22 protein-coding genes are annotated in these 24,057 nt (G+C 63.7%); 4 read left to right on the top strand and 18 right to left on the bottom strand.

The genetic code is table 11. The annotated features are described in order from the left end of the window. The first annotated feature begins 55 nt into the window (after positions 1-55). On the top strand, positions 56-1,078 hold the full coding sequence (locus MESAU_RS08810; RefSeq protein WP_015315700.1) for a fatty acid desaturase: 1,023 nt from the start codon (positions 56-58) through the stop codon (positions 1,076-1,078). Positions 1,079-1,123: 45 nt separating this feature from the next. Here the strand turns inward: MESAU_RS08810 and MESAU_RS08805 are convergent, their stop codons facing one another. The 6 genes from MESAU_RS08805 to cysG form a co-directional block, all read right to left on the bottom strand. Further along, entirely contained in the window at positions 1,124-1,744 is a 621-nt protein-coding gene (locus tag MESAU_RS08805; RefSeq protein WP_015315699.1) for a DJ-1/PfpI family protein, read from the bottom strand. A gap of 149 nt (positions 1,745-1,893) precedes the next feature. Next, positions 1,894-2,427: a DUF934 domain-containing protein gene (locus MESAU_RS08800; RefSeq protein WP_015315698.1), complete on the bottom strand. Its 534-nt coding sequence runs from the start codon at positions 2,425-2,427 to the stop codon at positions 1,894-1,896. Between the two features lie 160 nt (positions 2,428-2,587). After that, complete coding sequence (locus tag MESAU_RS08795; RefSeq protein WP_015315697.1) at positions 2,588-3,352, bottom strand: phosphoadenylyl-sulfate reductase; 765 nt, start codon at positions 3,350-3,352, stop codon at positions 2,588-2,590. After that, positions 3,327-4,997 carry a nitrite/sulfite reductase gene (locus MESAU_RS08790; protein ID WP_015315696.1) on the bottom strand — a complete coding sequence of 557 codons (1,671 nt, stop codon included), beginning with the start codon at positions 4,995-4,997 and terminating at the stop codon, positions 3,327-3,329. Before MESAU_RS08790 ends, MESAU_RS08795 begins: the two co-directional genes overlap by 26 nt. A 45-nt stretch (positions 4,998-5,042) precedes the next feature. Beyond that, positions 5,043-5,336, bottom strand: a complete 294-nt coding sequence (locus tag MESAU_RS08785) for a DUF2849 domain-containing protein (RefSeq protein ID WP_015315695.1) — start codon at positions 5,334-5,336, stop codon at positions 5,043-5,045. Then, positions 5,333-6,781 carry a siroheme synthase CysG gene (gene cysG, locus MESAU_RS08780; protein ID WP_015315694.1) on the bottom strand — a complete coding sequence of 483 codons (1,449 nt, stop codon included), beginning with the start codon at positions 6,779-6,781 and terminating at the stop codon, positions 5,333-5,335. Before cysG ends, MESAU_RS08785 begins: the two co-directional genes overlap by 4 nt. A gap of 380 nt (positions 6,782-7,161) precedes the next feature. On the opposite strand from cysG, the gene MESAU_RS08775 reads away from it, so the two are divergent. Together MESAU_RS08775 and MESAU_RS08770 are read left to right on the top strand one after the other, a co-directional pair. Further along, on the top strand, positions 7,162-7,611 hold the full coding sequence (locus MESAU_RS08775) for a baeRF12 domain-containing protein (protein ID WP_015315693.1): 450 nt from the start codon (positions 7,162-7,164) through the stop codon (positions 7,609-7,611). Between the two features lie 223 nt (positions 7,612-7,834). Next, entirely contained in the window at positions 7,835-9,619 is a 1,785-nt protein-coding gene (locus MESAU_RS08770) for a cation:proton antiporter domain-containing protein (protein ID WP_015315692.1), read from the top strand. Positions 9,620-9,714: 95 nt separating this feature from the next. Here MESAU_RS08770 and MESAU_RS08765 read toward each other — a convergent pair whose 3' ends face one another. The 8 genes from MESAU_RS08765 to MESAU_RS08730 form a co-directional block, all read right to left on the bottom strand. Continuing rightward, positions 9,715-10,467, bottom strand: a complete 753-nt coding sequence (locus tag MESAU_RS08765) for an SDR family NAD(P)-dependent oxidoreductase (protein ID WP_015315691.1) — start codon at positions 10,465-10,467, stop codon at positions 9,715-9,717. Positions 10,468-10,545: 78 nt separating this feature from the next. Beyond that, positions 10,546-12,813 (bottom strand): transglycosylase domain-containing protein, encoded by a 2,268-nt coding sequence (locus MESAU_RS08760; protein ID WP_015315690.1) that lies wholly within the window; start codon positions 12,811-12,813, stop codon positions 10,546-10,548. A 252-nt stretch (positions 12,814-13,065) separates the two neighbouring features. After that, entirely contained in the window at positions 13,066-13,980 is a 915-nt protein-coding gene (locus MESAU_RS08755) for a hypothetical protein (protein ID WP_015315689.1), read from the bottom strand. A gap of 25 nt (positions 13,981-14,005) precedes the next feature. Next, the gene (locus MESAU_RS29970) at positions 14,006-14,152 is read right to left on the bottom strand and encodes a hypothetical protein (RefSeq protein WP_015315688.1); all 147 of its coding nucleotides are present in this window, start codon (positions 14,150-14,152) and stop codon (positions 14,006-14,008) included. 25 nt (positions 14,153-14,177) lie between these two features. Further along, positions 14,178-14,432, bottom strand: a complete 255-nt coding sequence (locus MESAU_RS08745) for a GlsB/YeaQ/YmgE family stress response membrane protein (protein WP_015315687.1) — start codon at positions 14,430-14,432, stop codon at positions 14,178-14,180. Positions 14,433-14,540: 108 nt separating this feature from the next. Next, positions 14,541-14,744, bottom strand: coding sequence for a hypothetical protein (locus tag MESAU_RS08740; RefSeq protein ID WP_015315686.1), 204 nt, complete (start codon positions 14,742-14,744; stop codon positions 14,541-14,543). 13 nt (positions 14,745-14,757) lie between these two features. Beyond that, on the bottom strand, positions 14,758-15,378 hold the full coding sequence (locus MESAU_RS08735; RefSeq protein ID WP_015315685.1) for a ribonuclease D: 621 nt from the start codon (positions 15,376-15,378) through the stop codon (positions 14,758-14,760). Positions 15,379-15,455: 77 nt separating this feature from the next. Continuing rightward, a complete protein-coding gene (locus tag MESAU_RS08730; RefSeq protein WP_015315684.1) occupies positions 15,456-16,841 on the bottom strand; it encodes a M20/M25/M40 family metallo-hydrolase in 1,386 nt (461 codons plus the stop codon). Positions 16,842-17,268: 427 nt separating this feature from the next. Here MESAU_RS08730 and polA point away from each other — a divergent pair, with 427 nt between their 5' ends. Next, a complete protein-coding gene (polA, locus tag MESAU_RS08725) occupies positions 17,269-20,226 on the top strand; it encodes a DNA polymerase I (RefSeq protein ID WP_015315683.1) in 2,958 nt (985 codons plus the stop codon). 17 nt (positions 20,227-20,243) lie between these two features. Here the strand turns inward: polA and MESAU_RS08720 are convergent, their stop codons facing one another. The 4 genes from MESAU_RS08720 to MESAU_RS08705 form a co-directional block, all read right to left on the bottom strand. Continuing rightward, positions 20,244-20,648, bottom strand: a complete 405-nt coding sequence (locus tag MESAU_RS08720) for a Fur family transcriptional regulator (protein WP_015315682.1) — start codon at positions 20,646-20,648, stop codon at positions 20,244-20,246. Positions 20,649-20,954: 306 nt separating this feature from the next. Beyond that, positions 20,955-22,001 carry an L-glyceraldehyde 3-phosphate reductase gene (gene mgrA / locus MESAU_RS08715; RefSeq protein ID WP_015315681.1) on the bottom strand — a complete coding sequence of 349 codons (1,047 nt, stop codon included), beginning with the start codon at positions 21,999-22,001 and terminating at the stop codon, positions 20,955-20,957. A 134-nt stretch (positions 22,002-22,135) separates the two neighbouring features. Next, entirely contained in the window at positions 22,136-23,293 is a 1,158-nt protein-coding gene (locus tag MESAU_RS08710; protein ID WP_015315680.1) for a Gfo/Idh/MocA family protein, read from the bottom strand. Positions 23,294-23,304: 11 nt separating this feature from the next. Next, positions 23,305-24,051 (bottom strand): sugar phosphate isomerase/epimerase family protein, encoded by a 747-nt coding sequence (locus tag MESAU_RS08705; RefSeq protein WP_015315679.1) that lies wholly within the window; start codon positions 24,049-24,051, stop codon positions 23,305-23,307. Positions 24,052-24,057 lie beyond the last annotated feature (6 nt).

The raw sequence follows: 24,057 nt of genomic DNA, 5'->3' as shown, positions 1-24,057 counted from the left end.
TAACTTTGCGTGATCCCTGGCTTGCGGTGGCGGCGCACCCTGCCTATGCTTCCTGATGAACATGATTTCCCCCGAGGCAGCTGCCAACAGCAAGCGTGCCTGGCTCAAGATCCTGGCGCACTACAAGAAGCCTGACAGGCGGCGTAGCACACTCGAACTCGCCATCACCCTCGTTCCTTTCGCCACGCTGTGGGCTCTGTCTTCCGCTGCCTATGCCTATGGTCATTGGTGGGGACTGGTGCTGATCCTGCCCGCGGCCGGCTTCCTGGTGCGGATTTTCATGATCCAGCACGATTGCGGCCATGGCTCCTTCTTTGCCAATCGCATTGCCGATGACTGGATCGGCCGGGCGCTGGGCATCCTGACGCTGACGCCCTACGACTGCTGGCGGCGTGCCCATGCCACCCATCATGCCAGCGCCGGCAATCTCGACGAACGCGGCATGGGCGACATCAGGACGCTGACCGTCGCCGAATACCGGCGGATGTCCTGGCGGGGTCGCCTGGCTTATCGCCTCTACCGTCATCCCCTGGTGATGTTCGGCCTGGGGCCGATCTGGCTGTTCATCTTCTCGCAAAGGCTGCCTATCGGCATGATGCGTGGCGGCCTGACGCCCTGGGTGTCGTCAATGACCACCAATCTTGGCATCGCGCTTGCCGCGGCCATCCTCATCTGGGTCATCGGCCCCGGCGCGTTCCTGATCGTCCATCTGCCGATCGTCATTCTCGCCGGTTCGGCCGGCATCTGGCTGTTCTATGTCCAGCACCAGTTCGAGGAGACCGAATGGGCGAAGGATGAGGAATGGGAGTTCCAGCGCGCCGCCCTGCACGGCTCGTCCTATTACGACCTCCCGCCGGTGCTGAACTGGTTCACCGGCAATATCGGCGTTCACCACGTCCACCACCTCTCCGCCAAGGTGCCCGGCTACCGGCTGCAGGAAGTGCTGCGGGATTATCCCGAGTTGCGCGGCATCGGCCGCGTCACGCTCCTCGAGAGCCTGCGCTGCGTCAAACTGGCCTTGTGGGACGAAAGCAGCCACAAACTGGTGTCGTTCCGCGAAGCGCGGATGGCGGCGTAGAGCATACCGCCGCGCCAGCGCGCGGCGGTATTTCCCAAACCTTTCTCAGGCCGCTTGCCGCTCGTCGCGCATCAGGATCTGGCCATGGCGGATCTCCGTGCCCAGCACCTTCAGGCATTCGCGGATGAAATTGGACAGGCCCGGCCAGCCCTTGGCCGAAACGAGATTGCCGTCGACATGGGCCCCGTTCGGCGCGACGTCGATATAGATGCCGCCGGCCAGCGTGACTTCCGGCTCGCAATAGTGAAGCGCCGCCACTTCCCTGCCCCGCACCACGCCGTCGACCGCGATCAGGATCTGCACGCCATGGCAGATGGTGAAGATCGGCTTGCCTGTCTCATGGAAGTGCCGCACCAGCGCCTGCACCCGCTTGTCGATACGGATGTATTCGGGACCGCGCCCGCCCGCCGCGTAGACGGCATCGTACTGGGCCGGATCAACCTCGGAAAACGTCTTGTTGAGGATGTAATCGTGTCCGGGCTTCTCGGTGTAGGTCTGGTGGCCTTCGAAATCGTGCAGCGATGTCTTCAGCACATCGCCCGCCTTCTTGTCCGGGCAAACGACATGCACGGTATGGCCGACGGCATGCATGGCCTGTTCAAAGACGAAAATCTCGTATTCCTCGCTGAACTCGCCAACGAGCATCAATATCTTCTTGCCAGCCATTCCCGGTTCCTCCCTTTGTGGCCATTTATTTCGGGTTGCGAAATAACAGCGATATCCTAAGAGCAAGATGCCGGGAGGAAAAGCGCAAATCGCACAATTGGTACGACCAGTTTTTGGAGTAGAGGCCTTCGACCTTGCTAGAAAAAGCGTCAGCTGTTGCGAAGGCGCCGCCAGGAATATTTCGGTCCCTTGGTCTCCGTTATGGCGGCCGGCTGGTAATAAAGCCCCAACCCGCCGGTGCGGCCTTCTTCCAGGCGCTTCATGAGCACTGGATTCGAGATCTCGAATTCATCGAAGCCAAGCCGCAGCATGTGCGGCAACGGGTCGACCAGGACCTGCCCGGTGGCACGCAACGCGCCCGTGAAATGATAACGGCTGCGCAGCAGTTCGCCCTTGGAGAAGGAGCGGCCGTCGCCGAAAGCCGGGAAGGCCAGCGCCACCAGCGACAGCTGGTCGAGCAGGTCGACGATCTTCTCGAGCGGGTCGCCGGGTTGCAGCACGACGCCGAGCCGCTCCTTCGCCGAGCGGCGCACCTCCGGGTCGAGATCGAGGAAGGCCTGCAGCGGCAAGATGAATCGGCCATTGCCGGAAAGCGCGTCGGCGCTTTCGGCATGGCTCCACTCGTCCTCGCGAAAACCCTCCGGGGTCCAGAGCCGGGTCTCCGGTGTCGTCAGTCCAGTCATCAAAATTCCTAAAATTCGAAGAGCTCGAGCGTGTGTTGAAATTCAGGTCAGGTTGCGTCGAAAACGGCTGCTTGCGAGAACCGGAGCGAAACGTACTTGAAGTCCGTGAGCACCGGAAGCTGCCGTTTGCAGCCCGGCCTCACCTGAATTGCAACATACCTTATAGTGATGCGTCGGTCAGCGACACTTCCAGTCCCGACAGGTGAATGCCGCACTCGGTCTTGGCGTGGCCGGCCCAGCGGCCGCTGCGCGCATCCTCGCCCGGCTGCACCGGCTGCGTGCAGGGAAAGCAGCCAATCGACAGATAACCATAGGCGACCAGTGGGTTTTCGCGCAGCGCATGCGCGCGCATGTAGTCGGCCTGGTCCGACGTCGTCCAGTGCGCCAGCGGATTGATGCGGATGCGAGGCCCGACCGCCTCGAACACCGGAAGTGCGGCCCGTGTCGAGGCCTGGAAGCGTTTGCGGCCCGTGAACCAGGCGCGGAAGGGTGCGACGCCACGTGCCAGCGGCTCGACCTTGCGCACGTCGCAGCAGGCATCGGTGTTGTTCTGGTGCAGATTGCCGGTCGGGTCGATCCGTTCGAGCGCCGCCTCGTCCGGCTTGATCACCCGGATGTTGGTCAATCCGAAATCGGCGACCAGCGCGTCGCGATAGCCGAGCGTCTCTTCGAAATGCTTGCCGGTATTGAGGAAGATGACCGGCAGCGTGCGGTCGATCTTGGCGATCATATGCAGCAGCACTGCCGAATCCGCGCCGAACGAAGACACGGCGGCGATCTCGTCGTGAAACAGATCGTTGGCCGATCGTTCGATGATCTCGATCGGGCTGAGATGACCGTAGAGCGCGTCAAACCCCGCCGCTTTGGCGGCGATGCCGTCATCGGCATCGGCAATATGGTCAAGCGGCCTTGGCTTCGCCAGCATAGAGCGCCTCCTTGAACGGCGCGGGACCGACACGGCGGTAGGCGTCGATGAATTTTTCCTGCGGGTTGAGCCGAAGGCCGAGATAGGTGTCGACGATCTGCTCGATGGCGTCGGTGATTTCTTCCGAAGAGAAGCCACGGCCGATGATCTCGCCGACCGAAGTGTTCTCGTCGGCCGAACCGCCCAATGTCACCTGGTAGAGTTCGGAGCCCTTCTTCTCGACACCGAGGATGCCGATATGGCCGACATGGTGGTGGCCGCAGGCATTGATGCAGCCGGAGATCTTCAGCTTCAATTCGCCGATCTCGCGCTGCCGCTCCAGCGAGGCGAAGCGGCGCGAGATTTCCTGTGCGATCGGGATCGAGCGTGCCGTCGCCAGCGCGCAATAATCGAGGCCCGGGCACGAGATGATGTCCGAGATCAGGTTGGAATTAGCCGTCGCCAGCCCGATGTCGACCAGCGCGTCATAGACCGCCTTGAGGTCGGCACGCGCCACATGCGGCAGGATCAGGTTCTGCTCGTGGCTGACGCGAAGCTCGTCGAAGGCATATTTCTCGGCAATGTCGGCGACCGCTTCCATCTGGCTGTCGGTCGCATCGCCCGGCACCTCGCCGATACCCTTGAGCGAGATCGTCACCGCCGCGTAGTCGGGGTGGCGGTGCGTCACCACGTTCTGGTCGAGCCAGTCCGAGAAGCCCTTGGAATCCAGCCGCGCCACCTTGACGGCAGCGTCGCCGTCCGGCCGCCCGGTCAGCGCCGGCGGTGCGAAATAGGCCTCGATCGCGCGGATGTCCGCCTCGGGCAGCTTCAGCTCCGCGTCCTTCAATTCCTGCCACTCGGCCTCGACCTGGCGGGTGATTTCCTCTGCGCCGGTCTCGTGGACCAGGATCTTGATGCGCGCCTTGTATTTGTTGTCGCGGCGGCCATAGAGATTGTAAACGCGCAGGATCGCCGTGCAGTAGGAGAGAAGGTCGGCTTCGGGCAAGAAGTCGCGGATCTTCCTCGCCACCATCGGCGTGCGGCCCTGGCCACCACCGACATAGACGGCGAAGCCGAGTTCGCCGGCGGCGTTCTTCTTCAGGTGCAGGCCGATATCGTGCGTCTGGATGGCGGCGCGATCGCGCTCGGCTCCCGTCACCGCGATCTTGAACTTGCGCGGCAGGAACGAGAATTCCGGATGCACCGAAGACCACTGCCGCAGGATTTCCGCATAGGGACGCGGGTCGGCGACCTCGTCGGCGGCAGCCCCGGCAAAATGATCGGCGGTGACATTGCGAATGCAGTTGCCGCTGGTCTGGATGGCGTGCATCTCCACGCTGGCCAGGTCCGCCAGGATCGCCGGAATGTCCGACAGCGCCGGCCAGTTGAACTGGATGTTCTGGCGCGTGGTGAAATGGCCGTAGCCCTTATCGTATTTGCGGGCGATGTGGCCGAGCATGCGCAACTGCTTGCCGTTCAGCGTGCCGTAGGGCACCGCGATGCGCAGCATGTAGGCGTGCAGCTGCAGATAGACACCGTTCATCAGCCGGAGCGGCCGGAACTGGTCCTCGGTGATCTCGCCGGACAGCCGGCGCTCGACCTGGTCGCTGAACTCGGCGACGCGGGCCTGGACAAAATCGTGGTCGAACTCATCGTAACGGTACATGCTTCGTCTTTCAGGGCGCGTCCGCCCGTTCACCTGGTGTCCTGGCTATGCCGCCCGCTCGGCCTGCTTGCCGAGGTCGTTGCGGATGGTCGGGCCAGCGGCGCGGATCTTCTCGCGCAGCCGCACCGGCTCGACAACGCCGTCGACGATGTCCGCGTCGATCAGATTGACGTCGACCACTTCATTGTCGGCATGGGCCTTGGCGCCGATCGCCTCCAGCCGATCCTCGGCCGCCTTGTCGTGGGCAAGGTCCGCATGGTCCACCGTCTCGGCCCAGCCGCCATCGGCGTACCACACGGCAATGCCGTCGCCGAGGCGATTGGCGGTCAGTATCTTCATGGCTGAACTCCCTCGGCGGCTGCTACGGGCACGCTCTCGTGCCTGTGTGCCGCGAGCGGCTCGGACCGCTCGAAATTGGCGCCGGCGACGGCGTCGCCGATGATGGTCATGACCGGGCCCGACAGATCGGCGCGCGCTTCCAGCGACGGCAGGTCGGCAAGTGTGCCGTGGAAGCGTCGGCGATTGGCCAGGCTGGCATTCTCGACCACGGCGACCGCCGTGTCCGGCGACAAGCCCGCCTCGATCAGCCGGCCGGCAACTTCGGCCGCGACCGAGCGGCCCATGTAGACGGCAACGGTAGCGCCGGAAATCGCGAGCTTGGCCCAATCCGGCAGTGAATTGCCCTTGAGATCGTGGCCGGTGGTGAACACCATCGAGGAGGAAACGCCGCGCAGCGTCAACGGCAGTTCGAAATCGGCGGCAGCGGCAAAGGCCGCTGTGACGCCTGGAACCACCTCATAGGCGATGCCGGCGTCACGAAGCGCGGCCATCTCCTCGCCGGCGCGGCCGAACACCAGCGGATCGCCCGATTTCAGCCGCACGACGCGCTTGCCCTGACGACCGAGATCCACCAGCAACGCATTGATTTCGGCCTGGCTCTTGGTATGGCAGCCCTTGCGCTTTCCCACCGGCAGGCGCTCGGCATCGCGGCGGCCCATGGCGACGATCGCCTCCGGCACCAGCGCGTCATGGACGATGACATCGGCCTCCATCAGCAGACGATGCGCCCGCAGGGTCAGCAGGTCCTCGGCGCCGGGACCGGCGCCCACCAGGGCGATGTGGCCGCGAATGGGCGCGTCGGACAACAGCAGATCGGTGGCGGCTTCGCGCGCCTGTGAAAATTCGCCGGCCTCGACGGCGCGTGCTGGCGCTCCGCCGAAGAAGTCGCTCCAGAAACGGCGGCGTACATTGCCCCTGGGCAATCTCTCGGCGGCATTGCGGAACGACGCCGCAAGCGCTGCCAGTGGCCCGAGCGAGGGCGACAGCATGCGGTCGATGCGGCTGCGCAGCATCTGGGCAAGCACGGGCCCCGCGCCTTCGGTACCGATCGCCACGGCGACCGGTGCGCGGTTGACCAGCGCCGGAGTGAAGAAATCACAGAGGTCCGGCCGGTCGACGGCATTGACGGGAATGCCCAGCCGGCGCGCGTCGGCGGCGACGCGACGGTCGAGCGCCTCGTCGCCGCTGGCGGCAAACACCATCACGGCGCCTTCAAGCTGCGAAGCATCATACGCGCCGGGCATATGGTTCGCGCCCGTCTCGGCGATGAAGGCCAACAGATCCGGTTCGGCATCCCCAGCGATGATGTGCAGGACCGCGCTCGACTGGGCGATCAGCCGCGCCTTGACCAAAGCCTCCTCGCCGCCGCCGACAATGGCCACGGCTTCGCCCTCGACCCGCATGAAGACGGGGAAGGCGTTGAGCTTGGTGGTGGCTTGCGACATGACAAAGCAGATCCGGGAACAGGGTCGCAGTTTTACGCCCAAGCGTAAAAAAGCAGAAGCAAAGCACTCGCGCATCCGGTGATGGCAGGCAATCGCTTTTCCGCAACCGCGAAGGGCAGGAGAAAAATATTCCATGCCCATGCACCGGGAGCGCCCGGGCTGCTGAAACGCGCCTTGATTTCAGGCACTTTTAGCTGCCGGCGACCGATCCCACAAAACAGTTTTTTCTAATTTCTACCAATTCAGTAGATTAAAGTCGTCCGGTGGTGATTTCGTCTTCAGCGCCTGTCTGCACGGCCACTCGGTGCTCCGTTCGGGTGGAACGTTGACGGGTCAAAATGCGTTCCCGGTATAGCCACCACTCAACAAGGAGCGTCCCTATGAACACGATCAAACTGAAGCATGGCATTTGGGTTTTGGTGGCCGACGGCGAAAAGGCGCTCCTGCTCAAGAACGCCGGCGACACCAAGTTTCCCAACCTTGAAGTCGTGCAGGTGATGGAACAGGAGAACCCGCCCACACGCGAACAGGGAAGCGACAGCCCCGGTCGATACAATGACGGCCCATCCGTGCATCGCAGCGCGGTCGAGGAGACCGACTGGCATCGCATCGGCAAGGAACGCTTCGCCGAGGAGATTGCCGCCCGCCTCTACAAGCTTGCACATGAGGGTGCATTCGACAGTCTTGTGCTTGTCGCCCCGCCCATGGTGCTCGGCGCGATGCGCAAGAAGCTGCATAAGGAGGTTGGCGACAAGGTGACGGCCGAAATCCCGAAGACCATGACCAACCACGCCATTTTCGAGATCGAGGCATTGCTGCAGGCAGCCTGACCACGCGCGGCGAAGGCGCCTATCGGGTCGCAGCACGGTCGCCACTGAACCCAAGCACCTGACCGGCAGTCACTCAGCTGCCGGTCAGGTTTTTGCCGTCTCGACGTTGATTCGCGGCTTTGCGGGTTGCATCGCCGACACCCCGTCCACCATATTGCAAACAGGCGGCGGCTTAGGGCGGCGCATATCCGACATCGCTGGCTTGAAAGGCGCTCCATAGACAATGCCGCATGACACGCCCCTTATCGCCACCATCGTCGCCGGTCTGGGGCTGGCTTTCGTCTTCGGCGCCCTCGCCAATCGGTTCCGCATTCCGCCACTGGTCGGCTATCTCGTAGCCGGCGTGCTGGTTGGGCCGAACACACCCGGTTTTGTCGCCGACGCCGGCCTTGCCAACGAATTGGCCGAAATCGGCGTCATCCTCCTGATGTTCGGCGTCGGCCTGCATTTTTCGCTGAAGGACCTTCTGTCGGTCCGCGCCATTGCCGTGCCGGGAGCCATTGTCCAGATCGGCTTTGCCACGGCGCTCGGCGCCGGGCTGTCCTGGATGCTCGGCTGGTCGATGGGGGCGGGCGTGGTGTTTGGCCTGGCGCTATCGGTCGCCTCGACCGTGGTGCTGCTGCGCGCGCTTCAGGAACGCCGCTTGATCGAGACCGAGCGCGGCCGCATCGCCGTTGGCTGGCTTATCGTCGAGGATCTGGCTATGGTGCTGGCGCTGGTGCTGTTGCCGGCCCTTGCCGGCGTACTCGGCGGCCAGGAACCGGCCGATGCCCATTCGAGCGGCCTGCTGGCGCTGCCGGCCAGTTACGGCATCTGGGGTGTCGTCGGCATGACGCTGGCGAAGGTCGCCGCTTTCGTCGTCGTCATGCTGGTGGTCGGCCGCAGGGTCATTCCCTGGATCCTGCACTACGTTGCCCATACCGGGTCGCGCGAACTGTTCCGCCTCTCGGTGCTGGCAATAGCGCTCGGCGTCGCCTTCGGCGCGGCAAAACTGTTCGGCGTCTCGCTGGCGCTGGGCGCCTTCTTCGCCGGCATGATCATGAGCGAATCCGAGCTCAGCCACCGTGCCGCGGAAGAATCGCTGCCGCTGCGAGATGCTTTCTCGGTGCTGTTCTTCGTCTCCGTCGGCATGCTGTTCGACCCCCTCAGCCTGTTCAGCAACGGCCTGCCGATCCTGGCGACGCTGGCCATCATCGTCATCGGCAAGTCGCTGGCGGCGTTCGTCATCGTCGTCGCCTTCGGCTATCCGCTGGCCACGGCCTTGATGATTTCGGCCAGCCTTGCCCAGATCGGCGAATTCTCCTTCATCCTGGCCGAACTCGGCGTCGGGCTGAAACTTCTGCCCGAACAGGGACGGGACCTCATCCTGGCCGGCGCCATCCTGTCGATCGTGCTCAACCCGCTGATGTTCCTGGTCATCGACTGGATGAAGCCGTGGCTCGAGGCCCGCGCCGCCAGGACGGCGCCGCCGGCGGACGCCAAGCCGGTTGGCCCGGCGACGGAACCGGGCCATGTCGCCTCGGTCGCCATGGCATCCAAAAAGGAAGACGGCCCGCCACCAAGGACGGCGCTCACCGGTCATGCCATCCTGATCGGCTACGGCCGCGTCGGCGGCCTCGTCGGCGCCGCGTTGAAAGAAGCAGCACGGCCTTTCCTGGTCATCGAGGATGCCGACAAGACGCTGGCGAAGCTGAAAACGGACGGCATCGAAACCGTCGCCGGCAACGCCGCCAACGCCGAAGTCTTCGCCGCCGCCAATCCCGAAGGCGCCACGCGGCTGATCCTTGCCATTCCCAACGCGTTTGAGGCCGGCCAGATCGTGCTGCGGGCACGCGCCGCCAATCCCAACATCAACGTCGTCGCCCGCGCCCATTCGGATGCCGAGGTCGAGCATCTCAAGGGGCTCGGCGCCGATACGGTGATCATGGGCGAACGCGAGATCGCGCGCGGCATTGTCGAAGAGGTGCTTGGCCACAAGCCGCGGGTCGCTGAACCGTCCGCTGCCTGAGCCGGCGCTGCCCACAGGCGCGTTGATCAAGCCACGAATGAACTGCGAAGGCTGTTGTCACCCTGGCCAGATTAGCGGGCCTTGGCTCGACCAGTTCACACGTGCTGGCCGCCATTGATGTGGATTTCCGAGCCGGTCACGTAGGACGCTTGGCTCGAGCACAGGAAGAAGATGATGTCGGCGACCTCAGCCGTGGTGCCCAGGCGCCGCAGTGGGATGGTCTCGACGATTTTTTCCGTGCCCGGCGACAGGATCGCGGTGTCGATCTCGCCTGGCGCGATGGCGTTGACACGGATGCCGTGCGGGCCGAAATCATGCGCCATCTCGCGCGTCAGCGAGCCGAGCGCGGCCTTCGACGTCGCATAGGCGGTGCCGGCGAAGGGATGCACGCGGGTGCCGGCGATCGACGTCACATTGACGATCGAGCCCTTGGCCGCCGCCAATTCCTTGAACAGGCCGCGCGCCAGCATGATCGGCGCGAAGAAATTGACCTGGAACACGTCGCGCCAGACATGCATCGGCGTGTCGATCGAGTTCATGCGGCTGTTGCCGTCCTTGAGCTTGGGCGAAATGCCTGCATTGTTGACCAGCGCGTGCAACTGGCCACCATGGGATTCCAGCCGATGGCGGATTTCCGAGACCGCAATACCGACATCTTCCTGATCGGCGAGGTCGACCTTGATGTGATCCTCGGGACCGGCCGGCCACGGGCAATCCTCGGCAAAGGCCTGGCGTGAGCAGGTGATGACGCGCCAGCCCTCGCGCGAAAAGCGCTTGACAGTGGCATGGCCGATACCGCGGCTGGCGCCGGTCAGCACGATGGTTTTTCTGGTGTCGGTCTCGGTCATGTCGCGGTCTCCGGGCTGGACATGTAGCCGAATGCCGCCGAGGTGGCGAGAGGCGGATTGACGCCGCCAGCCGGCTGCTCAGCCGCCGCCAAGGATATCCAGGATCGACGTCTGCCGTTTCTTGAGCCGACCGCCGACGCTGCCTGGCGGCACCGGATGTCCGACCGAAGCGGTGGTGCCGTCATCCGCCGGCATATCGAAGCCATCGGCATCGACGGTCTGGGCAGGCCGCGCCGCACGGACCGGCGTTGCCGGTGCGGTCGCCTGCGCGGCCGGCGGCTGCTGGCCGACGGACGCCGACGGAACCGGTGCCGGCTGGTTGTTGCTGGCCGAGGGAATCTCGTCGGGCACGATGGTGTCGGCCGGCGTCGATTTCCAGGTGCCGGGCAGCGGCCGCACCGGCACGCCCTCATGCGCGGCGACCATGAATTCGTGCCAGGCCTGCGCCGGCAGCGCGCCGCCGGTGACCTTCTTCATCGCCGTGCCGTCATCATTGCCGAACCATACGCCGGTGGTCAGATTGGCGGTGTAGCCGACGAACCAGGCGTCGCGCGAATTCTGGCTGGTGCCGGTCTTGCCGGCCGACGGCCAGGCGAAAGCCGCCTTCTTGGCGGTGCCGACCTCGACCGTGCCGGTCATCATCGAATTCATCATGCCGACGATCTCGGGCTTGATCACGCGCGGTGCGCTGCCGCCAGCGCTGTCGTAGAGCACCTTGCCGTCTGACGTCGTCACGCGGCGGATGAAATGGATGTCCGGCTTGTAGCCGCCATTGGCGAAGGGCACATAGGCCGAAGTCAGCTCCAGTGGCGTCACTTCCGAGGTGCCGAGCGCTATCGAGGTGTTGGCCTGCAGGTCGGACTGGATGCCCATGCGGTGCGCGGCTTCCACCACCGCGTTCGGTCCGACTTCCATGGTCAACTGCGCGGCAACCGAGTTCAGCGATTTTGCCAGCGCTGTTGCCAAGGTGACCTTGCCAAAGTACTTGCCGCCGTAATTGTCCGGCGTCCAGTTGCCGATCTTGATCGGCGCATCGTTGCGGATGCTGTCAGGCGTGCGGCCGGCCTCAAGTGCCGCCATATAGACAAACGGCTTGAACGCCGAGCCCGGCTGCCGGCGCGCCTCCGAGGCACGGTCGAACTGGCTGGTCGAATAGTCGTAGCCGCCGACCATGGCGCGTACCGCGCCGGAATCGTCGATCGATACCAGCGCGCCCTGGGTGACGTTGAGTTTCTTGCCGCTGTCGTCGATCAGCCGGCGTATCGACTTTTCGGCAAGTTTCTGCAGGTTCAGGTCCACGGTAGAATCGATGACGATATCGCCGCGCACGTCGCCGATCAGGTCGGGCAATTCTTCCATGATGGTGTCGGCGACATAGTTTTCCGAACCCGTCCAGTAGGATGGCGAGCGCGTCGCCGGTGCGCTGAGCGCCGTTTTCAACTCTTTCTCGCTGATCTTGCCCTCCTCGCGCATGGCGCCGAGCACCAGCTGCGAACGCTCCTCGGCGGCCTTGGGATCGCGCGCCGGCGACAGCCGCGAGGGCGCCTTCAAGAGGCCGGCAAGCAGGGCGGCTTCGGACAGCGTGACGTCGCGTGCGCTCTTGCCGAAATAACGGCGCGAGGCCGCCTCGACGCCATAGGCGCCGGAGCCGAAATAGACCCGGTTGAGGTACATTTCGAGGATCTGGTCCTTGCTGTGCTTGTGCTCGAGCCATAGGGCCAGCAGCACCTCCTGCACTTTACGCTCCAGTGTACGGTCCGGCGTCAGGAACAGGTTCTTGGCCAATTGCTGCGTCAGCGTCGAACCGCCTTGCGAGAAATGCCCGCCGATGAGGTTGGTGACCATGGCGCGCGAGAGGCCGATCGGATCGACACCGAAATGCGAATAGAAACGGCGGTCCTCGATGGCGATGACTGCCTCGGGGATATAAGGGGACATTTCGTGCAGGCCGACCGCCTCGCCGCCGCTCATGCCGCGATTGGCCAGCAATTGCCCATCGGCCGAGACGATCTTGATGTTGGGCGCACGATCGGGAATCGACCAGGTCGTGGCCGCCGGCATCTTGGCGCCATAGTAGATGACGACGCCGGCCACCGCGATGCCGCCCCAGATGGCGAGCACGAAGCACCAGTAGAACAGCCGGCCGAGCACGCCGAACAGCCCGCGCCCGCCTCCGCCGCGCCTCCCCCGCGGCGATTTCGCCTTCGATGATTTGCGTTTGGCGGAGGCTTTGCGGTTGCTCGGCACGACGCGGTCCTCCTCGCTCACCGAAAGACCCGTCTGGGATCTCGCTCGCGGCGGTCCCTCGAAGCTGGGCTCGATGCGACTGTCTCTGCGGTTCGCCATGCGCTGCGCTTGATGTCCCCGGTGCCAATGGCGCTCGGGTTGAAGAGTAGATGCGGCGATTTAAGGGCGGGTTAAGCAGGCCTTCGGCCAAACCTCTGAATTCCGTTAGGAATTTGTTAATCTCTCCGAAGCCTGGCTCGATCCCCGAGCCTGCCGTTCCGACAATCGACGCCGGCGGATAGAAGGCCAGCGCCTGCTCCTCGCAGGTGACCGCAACGACATTGTTCGAGCGGTCGACGGACCCCGATCCTTCTAGATCGGCTCGAACTTCACATCCAGATGGTCAGGACCCGCAGCTTGCCGCAACAAGGCGACAAGTTGTTCGCGCCTATCAACCGGCTGCCTTCGCCAGTTCGAGGCATTGGTTACATGCAGCCAGCCGTCGACCGACATGAAGAAATCCTCGTGCTCGTCATCGCCCTCGCCGCAGCGCAGCAACTTGTTCTCGGTAAATCTGACCAGCGCCTGGTCGATCGTGCGGTAGAGCAGCGGCCAGTTGCCGCCACCCGAGTCCATACGGAATTTGTAGCTCGGCGCGAAATCCAGCCGCTGCCGCAGCAGGCTTCCGTCGAAAAAACAGAAGGCGGGCCACAAGAACCAGCCGCCCGGCGTCGGAGTGTCGCGCCGGACACTGCCGTAAACGCTCTTGCCCTTCAGCCGGTCGCGGATTGAAAAAGATTCCGTCGGAAAGATGTCATGGTCGATGAAGCCGAAGACCTTCGGGGCCAAGCCGGTCATGAAATTGCGCACGATCCAGTTGAGCGCCTGGCCGTGCGATCTGCTGACCGTCAGCCTGTTCCTCGGCAACGCTACATAGGGGACGTGCTGGCGCAGGCAGAGGTCGCGGATGGCTTCCCTCGCCTCCTCCTTCTTGCTGTTGTCGAAGACGATATAGCTCTCGTGCTCGGCCAGGTGTCGGCGCACGAGGTGGATCTGCCATGCGATCACATCAGGCCGGTTGAAGGCAACGCTGGCGACGATCGCGTCACGGAACGATTGCTGTCGTCCCTGCAATTCGCTGACCGGCGCGGATGTCCTCAGGAAGCGAAAAGTCCGCCAGTAATAGCGCAGCAACGCCTCGCGTCGTGGCGGCCGGTTCAGCCTCTCCCATTCCGCCACGGTGATCCTGGGCCGCTCTCCGCTCTGCCACGCGTCGGAAGCCCCCATGTCACGCTCCTGGATCCCGGCGGGTTCAGTTCTGCTGGATTGAAATGCCCTTGTCGTCGATCTTGAGTTCGACGCCTTTCGGCCTGGCCTGCTCGCGGTAGACGTAGACGCCCAGCGCGACGACCACGACGATGAGCGCGCCAATGATGAGATAGAGCGTATTCTGCTTCATGGCGCGCCTTTTGTCGTGCCGAACCTCAGGCTCGTTTCAGCACCCTGACCAGAACCAAAAGGATGATGGCGCCGATCGTGGCGTGGATTATGGAGGCGATGATGCCACCACCGATCGAGAAGCCGATGCGCGGAAACAGCCAGCCGGCGATGAACGCGCCGATAATGCCGACGATGATGTTGCCGATCAGGCCGAAGCCGAAACCCGAAACGATGAGACCGGCGAGCCAGCCGGCGATGGCACCGATGAGGATGAAGACGAGAAGGCTTTCGACGCCCATGGCGGGTTCCTCCGTGCAAGAGGGCGGGTGCGGAGCGGAAGGCTCCGAATCGGCCCCGATATCAACGGCTTCAGGCTAGTCGAAAGCAGCCGGCCTCGCCAGCGGCGCTCACTGGTCGTCGTCGTCGCTGGCAGCGGGCCGCCAGCTGGTCGGCTCGACCTTCTTCTGCGTATGGCTGTCGGTGTAGACCCACCAGCCGCCGTCGCGGTATTGCGCTAAGGATTCATTGAGGACTCCGTCGCTGTCCTTCCAGGTGACGGTGACCTTGGAGCCATCGGTCGGCGCGGTCGATATCGGCTTTCTGTCCGCCATCTCATCCCTTTTCTCAGCTGTGAGCGAAGATATCCTCTTCGTCCCAACCCATCAGGTCAAGCTTGGCCCGCGTCGGCAGGAAGCGGAAACAGGCGTCCGCCTCCTTCGTGCGGCCCTCGCGCGCCAGCCGTCCCGCCAGCGCATCGCGCAAACGATGCAGATAGAGCACATCGGAGGCGGCGTATTCGAGCTGTTCGGGCGACAGCGTTTCGGCCGCCCAATCCGACGATTGCTGCGCCTTGGACAGACCGACGCCGAGAAGCTCGAAACAGATGTCCTTCAGCCCGTGCCGGTCGGTGTAGGTGCGCGTCAGCCGCGAGGCGATCTTGGTGCAGAACACCGGCTCGGCCATCACGCCAAACGCATGGTAGAGCACGGCGAGGTCGAAGCGACCGTAGTGGAACAGCTTGGTCACCCTGTCGTTTGCCAGCAGCTTGACCAGGTTCGGTGCCTCCGTCTGGCCCGGCGCGATCTGGATGACATCGGCGCTGCCGTCGCCAGGCGAGATCTGCACCACGCAGAGCCGGTCTCGGTGCGGGTTGAGGCCAAGCGTCTCCGTATCGATCGCCACCGCCGCGACATCGTAATGCGAAAGGTCGGGCAGATCGTTTTTATGGAAGCGGATATCGCTCATCGTTTTCTCCGGGTCGCGGCGTTACCCGTCCTCGCCGCGATCCGGTGAAAAATCAACAAGAAAACGTGTTTCCGCGCTCAGCGTGTCAGCGCATCCAGAATGCGCGCCCAGGAGCGCTGGCCCTTGTGGAAGGAGCTGAGCTCGTATTTCTCGTTGGGCGAGTGGATGCGGTCGTCATCGAGGCCGAACCCGACCAGCAGCGATTCCATGCCGAGATAGGTCTGAAAGTCGCCCACCACCGGAATGGAGCCGCCGCTGCCGGTCGTCACCGCGGGCTTTGGCCATTCGTCGGAAAGCGCCGTCTTGGCCTTGGCCAGGAAGGGCGAGTCGTAAGAGAGCTGGATTGCCGGTGAGCCGCCATGAGCATGGAATTCGACCGTACAATCGGCCGGGATGCGTTCCTTGACGAATTTCTGGAAGGCCGCGCGGATCTTGGCCGGATCCTGCTTGTGGACAAGGCGGAACGAGACCTTTGCCGAGGCTTCCGCCGCGATGACCGTCTTGAAACCCTTGCCGGTATAGCCGCCGATGATGCCGTTGAATTCGGCGGTGGGTCGCGCCCAGGTCAGTTCCAGCACCGAGCGGCCTTTTTCGCCCGATGGGATCGACAAGCCGACAGGCCCGAGGAAGGTCTCGGCCGTCTCGCCCAGCGTCTCCCATGATTTCAGCACCTGCGAGGGCGTTTCCTCGACGCCGTCATAGAAGCCCGGGATGGTGATATGGCCGTCCTTGTCGTGGATGTCGGCCAGCACCTTGGCCAGGATGCGGATCGGGTTGGCGGCAGCCCCGCCATACAGGCCCGAATGCAGGTCGCGGTCGGCGGCCTTCACCGTGACCTCCTCGCCGACCAGACCGCGTAGCCCGACGCAGATCGACGGCGTGTCGCGGTCCCACATGCTGGTATCGCAGACCAGCGCGAAGTCGGCCTTGAGCTCCTCGGCATTGGCTTCGAGGAACGGCTTCAGCGAGGGCGAGCCGGATTCCTCCTCGCCTTCGAACAGGATGGTGACCCGGCACGGAAGGCTGCCGTGCACCTGTTTCCAGGCACGGCATGCCTCGACGAAGGTCATCAGCTGGCCCTTGTCGTCGGCCGAGCCGCGCCCGGTGATGATCTTGTGACCAGGTCCGACCTCCTTGATCGTGGGGGCGAAGGGATCGTTTTCCCACAGTTCGATCGGGTCGACCGGCTGCACGTCGTAATGGCCGTAGAACAGCACATGCGGCGCGCCAGCCGGCCCATCATGATGCGCAACCACCATCGGGTGGCCCGGCGTGTCGCGCACGCTGGCGTCGAAGCCGATCAGTTTGAGTTCCGCCACCAGCCATTCCGCCGCCTTGCGGCAGTCGGCGGCGTAGGCTGGATCGGTGGAGATCGACTTGATCCCGAGCAGGCCGAAGAGCCGTTCCAGGCTCTGGTCGAGATTCTTGTCGAGACGGTCGAGGACGGGGGAGACTGCGGACATTTGCAATAGCCTTTCGGTTCAGTGCCGGAACCGTAAAGGCAGAGCGGCGAAACGAAAAGCCCGGGACGATTGGACCACGGCCCGGATGGCCGCCGCGGGCAAAAAAATGCCGCCGTGGTGGAGGGGGAACCACGGCGGCCTTTTACTCGAAACGATGCGGCAGCCCGGAGAGGGGGGATAGGCTGCCGCAATTGTCCGGTATAGGCGGGGGACGGGCCTTGCTCCGGACTTCGGCGAAAACTGCCGATGACGTCTATTTGGGTCCGTGAACGTGGCGATTCAAGGGCGTCAACGTTACACTTTTGTAACGTGCCCGTGAGCGGGCCTGTATGCCTTTGATCCGTCAGCGTCGCGATCTGTCAGGGTGTTGTATCTGGCGCTGTCTTTGGCATGGACCAAGCCATCGCGCCGCGCTATCCCTGCCCGCATGAAAAAAGGCGATCATCTCTTTCTCATCGACGGCTCGGGCTACATCTTCCGCGCCTATCACGCGCTGCCGCCGCTGACCCGCAAGTCGGACGGCCTGCCGGTCGGTGCCGTTTCCGGCTTCTGCAACATGCTGTGGAAGCTGATGCAGGATGCGCGCAACACCGATGTGGGCATTGTGCCGACGCATTTCGCCGTCATCTTCGACTATTCCTCGAAAACCTTCCGCAACGACCTTTATCCCGAATACAAGGCCAACCGTTCGGCTCCGCCCGAGGATCTGATCCCGCAGTTCGGCCTGATCCGCCAGGCTACCAGGGCGTTCAACCTGCCCTGCGTCGAGATGGAAGGCTTCGAGGCCGACGATCTCATCGCCACCTATTGCCGGCTGGCCTGCGAGGCCGGCGGCGACACCACCATCATCTCCTCCGACAAGGACCTGATGCAGCTGGTTGGCGAAACGGTCGGCATGTACGACCCGATGAAGGACCGGCAGATCGGCATCCCCGAAGTCGTCGAGAAATGGGGCGTGCCGCCGGAAAAGATGATCGACCTGCAGGCGCTGACGGGCGACTCCGTCGACAATGTGCCTGGCGTGCCCGGCATTGGGCCAAAGACCGCGGCGCAACTGCTCGAGCAGTTCGGCGACCTCGACGGATTGCTCGCCCGCGCCGGCGAGATCAAGCAGGAAAAAAGGCGGGAATCGATCATCGCCAACGCCGACAAGGCGCGCATCTCGCGCCAGCTGGTGACGCTGAAGAACGATGTGCCGGTGGCAGAAGGATTGGACGATTTCGTCCTGCATGCCCCCGACGGACCGAAGCTGATCGGCTTCCTCAAGACCATGGAATTCACCTCGCTGACCCGCCGTGTGGCGGAAGCGACCGGCACCGAGGCCGGCGACGTCCAGGCCGTCGCGGTGCCCGTCGAACGCGCCGATAATGCACATGGCCCCGATGTCGGCGCCGGAACACCGCCCGTTGCCCAGAACGGGACGGGCTCCGAGCCTAGGCAGGTTGCTGAAACCGAGACGACGGAGACGCCAAAACAAGGTGACACCCCTTCCCTCCTGGCCGCATTGCGGCTGGAGAGAGCGGCGACCGCCAAGATCGATACCGCGGCCTATCAGTGCATCCGCGATATCGCGACGCTGAAAGCCTGGGTCGCAGAGGCGCGGGAGGCCGGCATCGCTGCCTTCGACGTCAGGGCCACCTCGACCGATCCGATGCAGGCCGAACTGATCGGCTTGGCCATGGCCACAGCGCCTGGCCGCGCCGGCTATATTCCCTTCGCCCATAAGAGCGGCAACGGCGACCTGCTTGGCGGCGGCACGCTCGAAAACCAGGTTCCGCTTCGCGAGGCTCTGGCGGTGCTCAAACCCCTGTTCGAGGACAGGTCGGTGCTGAAGATCGCGCAGAACCTGAAATATGATCTGGTCATCCTGAGCCGCTACGGCATCGATGTCGCGCCGTTCGACGACACCATGCTGATCTCCTACGTGCTCGACGCCGGCACGCCGCATGGCCACGGCATGGATGCCCTTGCCGACAAGTGGCTTGGCCATAAACCCCTTCAACTCAAGGACGTGACCGGTTCCGGCAAGAACTCTGTCGGTTTTGACCAGGTCGATATCGACAGGGCGACCGCTCACGCCGCCGAGGATGCCGACGTGACGTTGCGGCTGTGGCGGGTGCTGAAGCCCCGGCTTGCCGCCAAGGGCCTGGTCTCGGTCTATGAACGCCTGGAGCGGCCACTGGTGCCGGTGCTGGCGCGCATGGAACAGCGCGGCATTTCGGTCGACCGGCAGATCCTGTCGCGGCTGTCGGGGGAACTGGCGCAAGGTGCGGCCCGGCTCGAGGAGGAAATCTACCTGCTCATCGGCGAGCGCATCAACATCGGCTCACCCAAGCAGCTCGGCGACATATTGTTCGGCCGCATGGGCCTGCCCGGCGGCTCCAAGACCAAGACCGGCCAGTGGTCGACCTCGGCGCAGCTGCTCGAAGACCTTGCCGCGGAAGGGCACGAACTGCCGCGTAAGATCGTCGATTGGCGCCAGCTGACCAAGCTGAAATCGACCTACACCGACGCCCTGCCCGGCTTCGTCAATCCCGACACGAAACGCGTCCACACCTCCTACGCGCTCGCCGCGACGACGACGGGCCGTCTGTCGTCTTCCGACCCGAACCTGCAGAACATTCCGGTGCGCACGGCTGAAGGCCGCAAGATCCGGACCGCCTTCATCACCGACAAGAGCCTCCGGCTGGTGTCAGCCGACTACAGCCAGATCGAACTGCGCGTGCTCGCCCATGTCGCTGAAATCCCGCAATTGCGGCAGGCCTTTGCGGATGGCGCCGACATCCACGCCATCACAGCGTCTGAAATGTTCAACGTGCCCGTGGAGGGTATGCCGTCGGAAGTGCGCCGCCGTGCCAAGGCGATCAATTTCGGCATCATCTATGGCATCTCGGCCTTCGGTCTCGCCAACCAACTGTCGATCCCGCGCGAGGAGGCGAGCGCCTACATCAAGAAATACTTCGAGCGCTTTCCCGGCATCCGCGATTATATCGAGGAGACCAAGGCCTATGCCCGCGAGCACGGCTTCGTCGAAACGATCTTCGGCCGCCGCATCCACTATCCCGACATCAGGTCCTCGAACCCGTCGCTGCGCGCGTTCAACGAGCGCGCCTCGATCAACGCCCGCCTGCAAGGCACCGCCGCCGACATCATCCGCCGCGCCATGATCCGCATGGAGGAAGCCTTGGACAAGGCCAAGCTGTCGGCCCGCATGCTCCTGCAGGTGCATGACGAACTGATCTTCGAAACGGTCGAGGCGGAAGTCGAGGCGACGATCCCCGTCGTGCGCCATGTCATGGAAAACGCGGCGATGCCGGCGGTCTCGATGTCGGTGCCGCTGCATGTCGACGCGCGGGCCGCCAGCAACTGGGACGAGGCACACTGACGCGCTGGCGAAGGCCCTCAGGCCGCTTGCGCCAAACATTTCGCGCAGGTCCCGCGAAATTCGATCACCGCCTTCTTGGCGGCGAAGCCGGTCGAGTTGACCCATTCGTTCAGCCGGTGATCGACGTCGTGATCGGACATTTCGGTCACCTGCCCGCAAGTATCGCATATGGCGAAGGCGGTCATCGAGTGGCTATGGTCGTGCGGCTCGGCGCAGGCGACGAAGGAATTAATGCTTTCCAGCCGGTGCACGAAACCTGATTTCACCAGCGTGTCGAGCGCGCGATAGACCTGCAATGGGGCGCGAAAACCGCGCTCGCGAAGCTGATCGAGCAAGGTGTAGGCGCTGAGCGGCCCGCTGGCGATCTCGAGTTTCTCGAGCACGCACAACTGGTTTTTCGTCAGCACATCCCTTGCCGCCATGGTCCTGTTCCACTTGTCCTGCACTGTTGGCGGGCTGTCTGCGCATGCAAACGGCCCGATCCCATTCAGATAGCGACGAACCGCCCTCTTTGCTACTCTTCTGTTGTTGTCCCGGGCCAATCGATGACGCGCGGGCACATTGGCAGAAATCTCGACGAGGGTAGCCAAGGGTGTGCTAGGCACCATTGGCCTGCCGACCCACGCGGCGATCAACGCCGCCTCAGGGAGGCCGGCCACGCCCTGACTTGACTTCATCCGCGAAGGCCGGCGCGAGCAATTCCGCCAGCCTTCATTAGCCGGCTTCAGCTATTTCCTCGGCGGGCCTTTGCGCTCGGCGGAAGCAGCCCACAGGTTGATGTCGGACTCGCGCGCGTATGTATCGATTTCGGCCAGTTCGGCGTCGCTGAAGTCGAGCACCTTCAGCGCCCCGACGCAGTCCTCGACCTGCTCGGGCCGGCTGGCGCCGATCAGCGCTGAGGTAACCCGGCCCCTGCGCAGCACCCAGGCCAAGGCCATCTGGGCCAGCGTCTGGCCGCGCTTGCCGGCGATCGCGTTGAGCGCCTCGATGTTGGCAATGGTGCGATCGTTGATGAAAGCTGTCTTCAGCGACTTGCCCTGGGAGGCCCGGCTGCCATCGGGAATGCCGCCGAGATATTTGTCGGTCAGCATGCCTTGCGCCAGCGGCGAGAACACGATGGAGCCGACGCCGAGCCCCTCGAGCGTGTCGAGCAGTCCGTCCTCCTCGACCCAGCGGTTCAGCATCGAATAGCTCGGCTGATGGATGACGCAGGGCGTACCGAGTTGCCTCAATATGTCGGCGGCCTCGCGGGTGCGCTGCGAATTGTAGGACGAGATGCCGGCGTAGAGCGCCTTGCCCGAACGAACCGCATGGTCGAGCGCGCCCATGGTTTCTTCGAGCGGCGTATCGGGATCGAAGCGGTGCGAATAGAAGATGTCGACATAGTCGAGGCCCATCCGCTTCAGGCTCTGGTCGAGGCTGGCCAGCATGTATTTGCGCCCGCCCCATTCGCCGTAGGGGCCGGCCCACATTTCGTAGCCGGCCTTGGTCGAGATGATCAGTTCGTCGCGATAGGGGGCAAAATCAGTACGCAGTATCTCGCCGAAAGCCGTCTCGGCCGAGCCGGGCGGCGGCCCATAATTGTTGGCGAGGTCGAAATGGGTGATGCCAAGATCGAAGGCCTTTCGCACGATCGCCTGCTTGGTCCGATGCGGCGTGTCGTCGCCGAAATTGTGCCACAGCCCGAGCGAGATCGCCGGCAGCTTGAGGCCGGACCGACCGCAGCGGTTGTAGATCATTTTCTCGTAGCGGTTTTCAGCGGCGATATAGGGCATCGGGAAATCCTCGAATCTGAACGGACAGGGCACCGTCATCGCAGAGGCGATGGGCATGCCCGTACCCCATCCTTTACCCCCTCCCCGGAGGAACGGGGAGAGGGGTAAGGCAAAATTATCGATAATCCATGCGACTACGTCTTCTTGGCCAGCAGCTCCTTGGCCTGCTTGACGCCAAGCGCGGCCGGACGCTCGCAAGTGGTCTGCATGGCGACGAACTTGCCGGTTTCGCCGGAGCGCAGGAGGCCGGTCATGACATCGACGGCATGCAGCGCGAGTTCCATCGAGCAGCGGTGCGGCCGCCCTTCGGCGATCGCCAGCGCCATGTCGGCCAGGCCCGCCGTGCGGTAATTGGCCATCATGCCTTGGCCATGCATCTCATTGGGAACGCCAAGCGGATGCTTCCATTTCGGCAGCTTCTTGACCGGCTTGCCTTCTTCGGTGAAGCGCACGTCGCCGCCGAAGAAGTTCGGATCCGGCACGAACACCGTCCCGCCCTCGCCATAGAGTTCCATCGGCGCGTGGCCGTGAGCCCACACATCCCAGCTGGTGTTCAGCGTCACCACGGCGCCGTTCTCGAATTCCAGCAGGCCATGGATGGTGGTCGGCGTGTTGACCGGGATTTTTTCGCCTGCGCGCGGCTTTGAGCTGATGGTCCGTTCCTTGGCCGGGGTCGTCGCGAAGGCCGCCACCTGCTTCACCGGCCCGATCAGCTGGATCAGATTGGTGATGTAGTACGGTCCGATGTCCAGCACTGGTCCCGCCCCGGGCTGGAAGAAGAAGTCGGGATTGGGGTGCCAATGCTCCATGCCGTGGCCCATGACGTGGCAAGTGCCGCTGGTGATCTTGCCAAGCTTCCCCTCGTCGATCAGTTCGCGCACCAGCTGGTGCGCGCCGCCGAGGAACGTGTCCGGCGCCGAGCCTATGCGCAGCCCCCTCTTCTGGGCCCGCGCCTTGAGGTCCTGACCCTCCTTGAGCGACAGCACGAACGGCTTTTCGGAATAGACATGCTTGCCGGCATCGAGCACCTGCTTCGAGACTTCGTAATGCACGGCCGGAATGGTCAGGTTGACGGTGATGTCGATATCGTCGGCCTTGAGCAGATCCTCGACGGTCTCGGCGCGCAGCTTGAATTCCTTCGCCCGCGCCCTGGCCGCGTCCATGTTGATGTCGGCGCAGGCGCGCATCTCGATGCCGCGAAACAACGGCGCCAGCGAAAAATACGCCTTCGAGATGTTGCCGCAGCCGATGACGCCAACACCCAATTTCCCAGTACCCAGCTTCTTTGCCATGGTGGTTGTTCCTAGTAGCTCTTGACGGTTGCGATCGAGCGGCGGGCGAAGCGCTCGATGTCGTTGGGATTGTCCTGTTCCATGACAAAGTATTTCGCCGCGCTCTTGGCCCGCAGCACCTTGATCAGGCCGGCCCAATCGATCGTGCCGTGGCCGACATCCGACCAGCCATCCTCATCCAGCCCCTCGCCCGCCTTCGCCATGTCCTTGACATGGACGGCGACGATGCGCTGGCCCTGCTTTTCGATCCAGGGCAGCGGGTCGGAGCCGCCGCGCACTACCCAGGCGACGTCCATTTCCCAGCCTATATTGGGCGCGGACGACAGGATATGGTCCTGCGGCACCGAGCCGTCGGCGAGTGTCTTGAACTCGAAATCATGGTTGTGCCAGGCGAAGCCATAGCCGGCCTTCGACGCGACCTCGCCGACCTTGGCCAGGCGCTCGCCAAAGGCGCGCCAGCCGGCGGCGTCGGATGGCCTGTCCTCGGCCATCAGATAGGGACAGATCAAAAGCTTGACGCCGAGCGTTTCGGCGATCCGGCGCACACCGTCGAAATCATTCTCCAGCGCATCGATGGAAAAATGCCCGGTCGGCATGGCAAGGCCGTTCTTGTCGAGCTCGGCGCGGAAGGCCTTGGGATCGTCATAGACGCCGCCGAACCCTTCGACCTCGGCATAGCCGAGCTTGCCGAGCATTTCGAGCACATCGGTCCAGGGCAAGAAATTGCGGGCGCTGTAAAGTTGGAATGACCAGTTCATCGTCTC

This window comes from Mesorhizobium australicum WSM2073, from assembly GCF_000230995.2.
Taxonomy (GTDB): Bacteria; Pseudomonadota; Alphaproteobacteria; order Rhizobiales; family Rhizobiaceae; genus Mesorhizobium; species Mesorhizobium australicum.
The sequence above is the reverse complement of the archived record's forward strand: the minus strand, read 5'-3'. Positions and strand labels throughout refer to the sequence as shown.

What these genes read in the sequence shown, in the direction of transcription:
- MESAU_RS08810 (WP_015315700.1), top strand. Translation starts at nt 56, where the DNA reads ATGAACATGATTTCCCCCGAGGCAGCTGCCAACAGCAAGCGTGCCTGG.
- MESAU_RS08805 (WP_015315699.1), bottom strand. Translation starts at nt 1,744, where the DNA reads ATGGCTGGCAAGAAGATATTGATGCTCGTTGGCGAGTTCAGCGAGGAA.
- MESAU_RS08800 (WP_015315698.1), bottom strand. Translation starts at nt 2,427, where the DNA reads ATGACTGGACTGACGACACCGGAGACCCGGCTCTGGACCCCGGAGGGT.
- MESAU_RS08795 (WP_015315697.1), bottom strand. Translation starts at nt 3,352, where the DNA reads ATGCTGGCGAAGCCAAGGCCGCTTGACCATATTGCCGATGCCGATGAC.
- MESAU_RS08790 (WP_015315696.1), bottom strand. Translation starts at nt 4,997, where the DNA reads ATGTACCGTTACGATGAGTTCGACCACGATTTTGTCCAGGCCCGCGTC.
- MESAU_RS08785 (WP_015315695.1), bottom strand. Translation starts at nt 5,336, where the DNA reads ATGAAGATACTGACCGCCAATCGCCTCGGCGACGGCATTGCCGTGTGG.
- cysG (WP_015315694.1), bottom strand. Translation starts at nt 6,781, where the DNA reads ATGTCGCAAGCCACCACCAAGCTCAACGCCTTCCCCGTCTTCATGCGG.
- MESAU_RS08775 (WP_015315693.1), top strand. Translation starts at nt 7,162, where the DNA reads ATGAACACGATCAAACTGAAGCATGGCATTTGGGTTTTGGTGGCCGAC.
- MESAU_RS08770 (WP_015315692.1), top strand. Translation starts at nt 7,835, where the DNA reads ATGCCGCATGACACGCCCCTTATCGCCACCATCGTCGCCGGTCTGGGG.
- MESAU_RS08765 (WP_015315691.1), bottom strand. Translation starts at nt 10,467, where the DNA reads ATGACCGAGACCGACACCAGAAAAACCATCGTGCTGACCGGCGCCAGC.
- MESAU_RS08760 (WP_015315690.1), bottom strand. Translation starts at nt 12,813, where the DNA reads ATGGCGAACCGCAGAGACAGTCGCATCGAGCCCAGCTTCGAGGGACCG.
- MESAU_RS08755 (WP_015315689.1), bottom strand. Translation starts at nt 13,980, where the DNA reads ATGGGGGCTTCCGACGCGTGGCAGAGCGGAGAGCGGCCCAGGATCACC.
- MESAU_RS29970 (WP_015315688.1), bottom strand. Translation starts at nt 14,152, where the DNA reads ATGAAGCAGAATACGCTCTATCTCATCATTGGCGCGCTCATCGTCGTG.
- MESAU_RS08745 (WP_015315687.1), bottom strand. Translation starts at nt 14,432, where the DNA reads ATGGGCGTCGAAAGCCTTCTCGTCTTCATCCTCATCGGTGCCATCGCC.
- MESAU_RS08740 (WP_015315686.1), bottom strand. Translation starts at nt 14,744, where the DNA reads ATGGCGGACAGAAAGCCGATATCGACCGCGCCGACCGATGGCTCCAAG.
- MESAU_RS08735 (WP_015315685.1), bottom strand. Translation starts at nt 15,378, where the DNA reads ATGAGCGATATCCGCTTCCATAAAAACGATCTGCCCGACCTTTCGCAT.
- MESAU_RS08730 (WP_015315684.1), bottom strand. Translation starts at nt 16,841, where the DNA reads ATGTCCGCAGTCTCCCCCGTCCTCGACCGTCTCGACAAGAATCTCGAC.
- polA (WP_015315683.1), top strand. Translation starts at nt 17,269, where the DNA reads ATGAAAAAAGGCGATCATCTCTTTCTCATCGACGGCTCGGGCTACATC.
- MESAU_RS08720 (WP_015315682.1), bottom strand. Translation starts at nt 20,648, where the DNA reads ATGGCGGCAAGGGATGTGCTGACGAAAAACCAGTTGTGCGTGCTCGAG.
- mgrA (WP_015315681.1), bottom strand. Translation starts at nt 22,001, where the DNA reads ATGCCCTATATCGCCGCTGAAAACCGCTACGAGAAAATGATCTACAAC.
- MESAU_RS08710 (WP_015315680.1), bottom strand. Translation starts at nt 23,293, where the DNA reads ATGGCAAAGAAGCTGGGTACTGGGAAATTGGGTGTTGGCGTCATCGGC.
- MESAU_RS08705 (WP_015315679.1), bottom strand. Translation starts at nt 24,051, where the DNA reads ATGAACTGGTCATTCCAACTTTACAGCGCCCGCAATTTCTTGCCCTGG.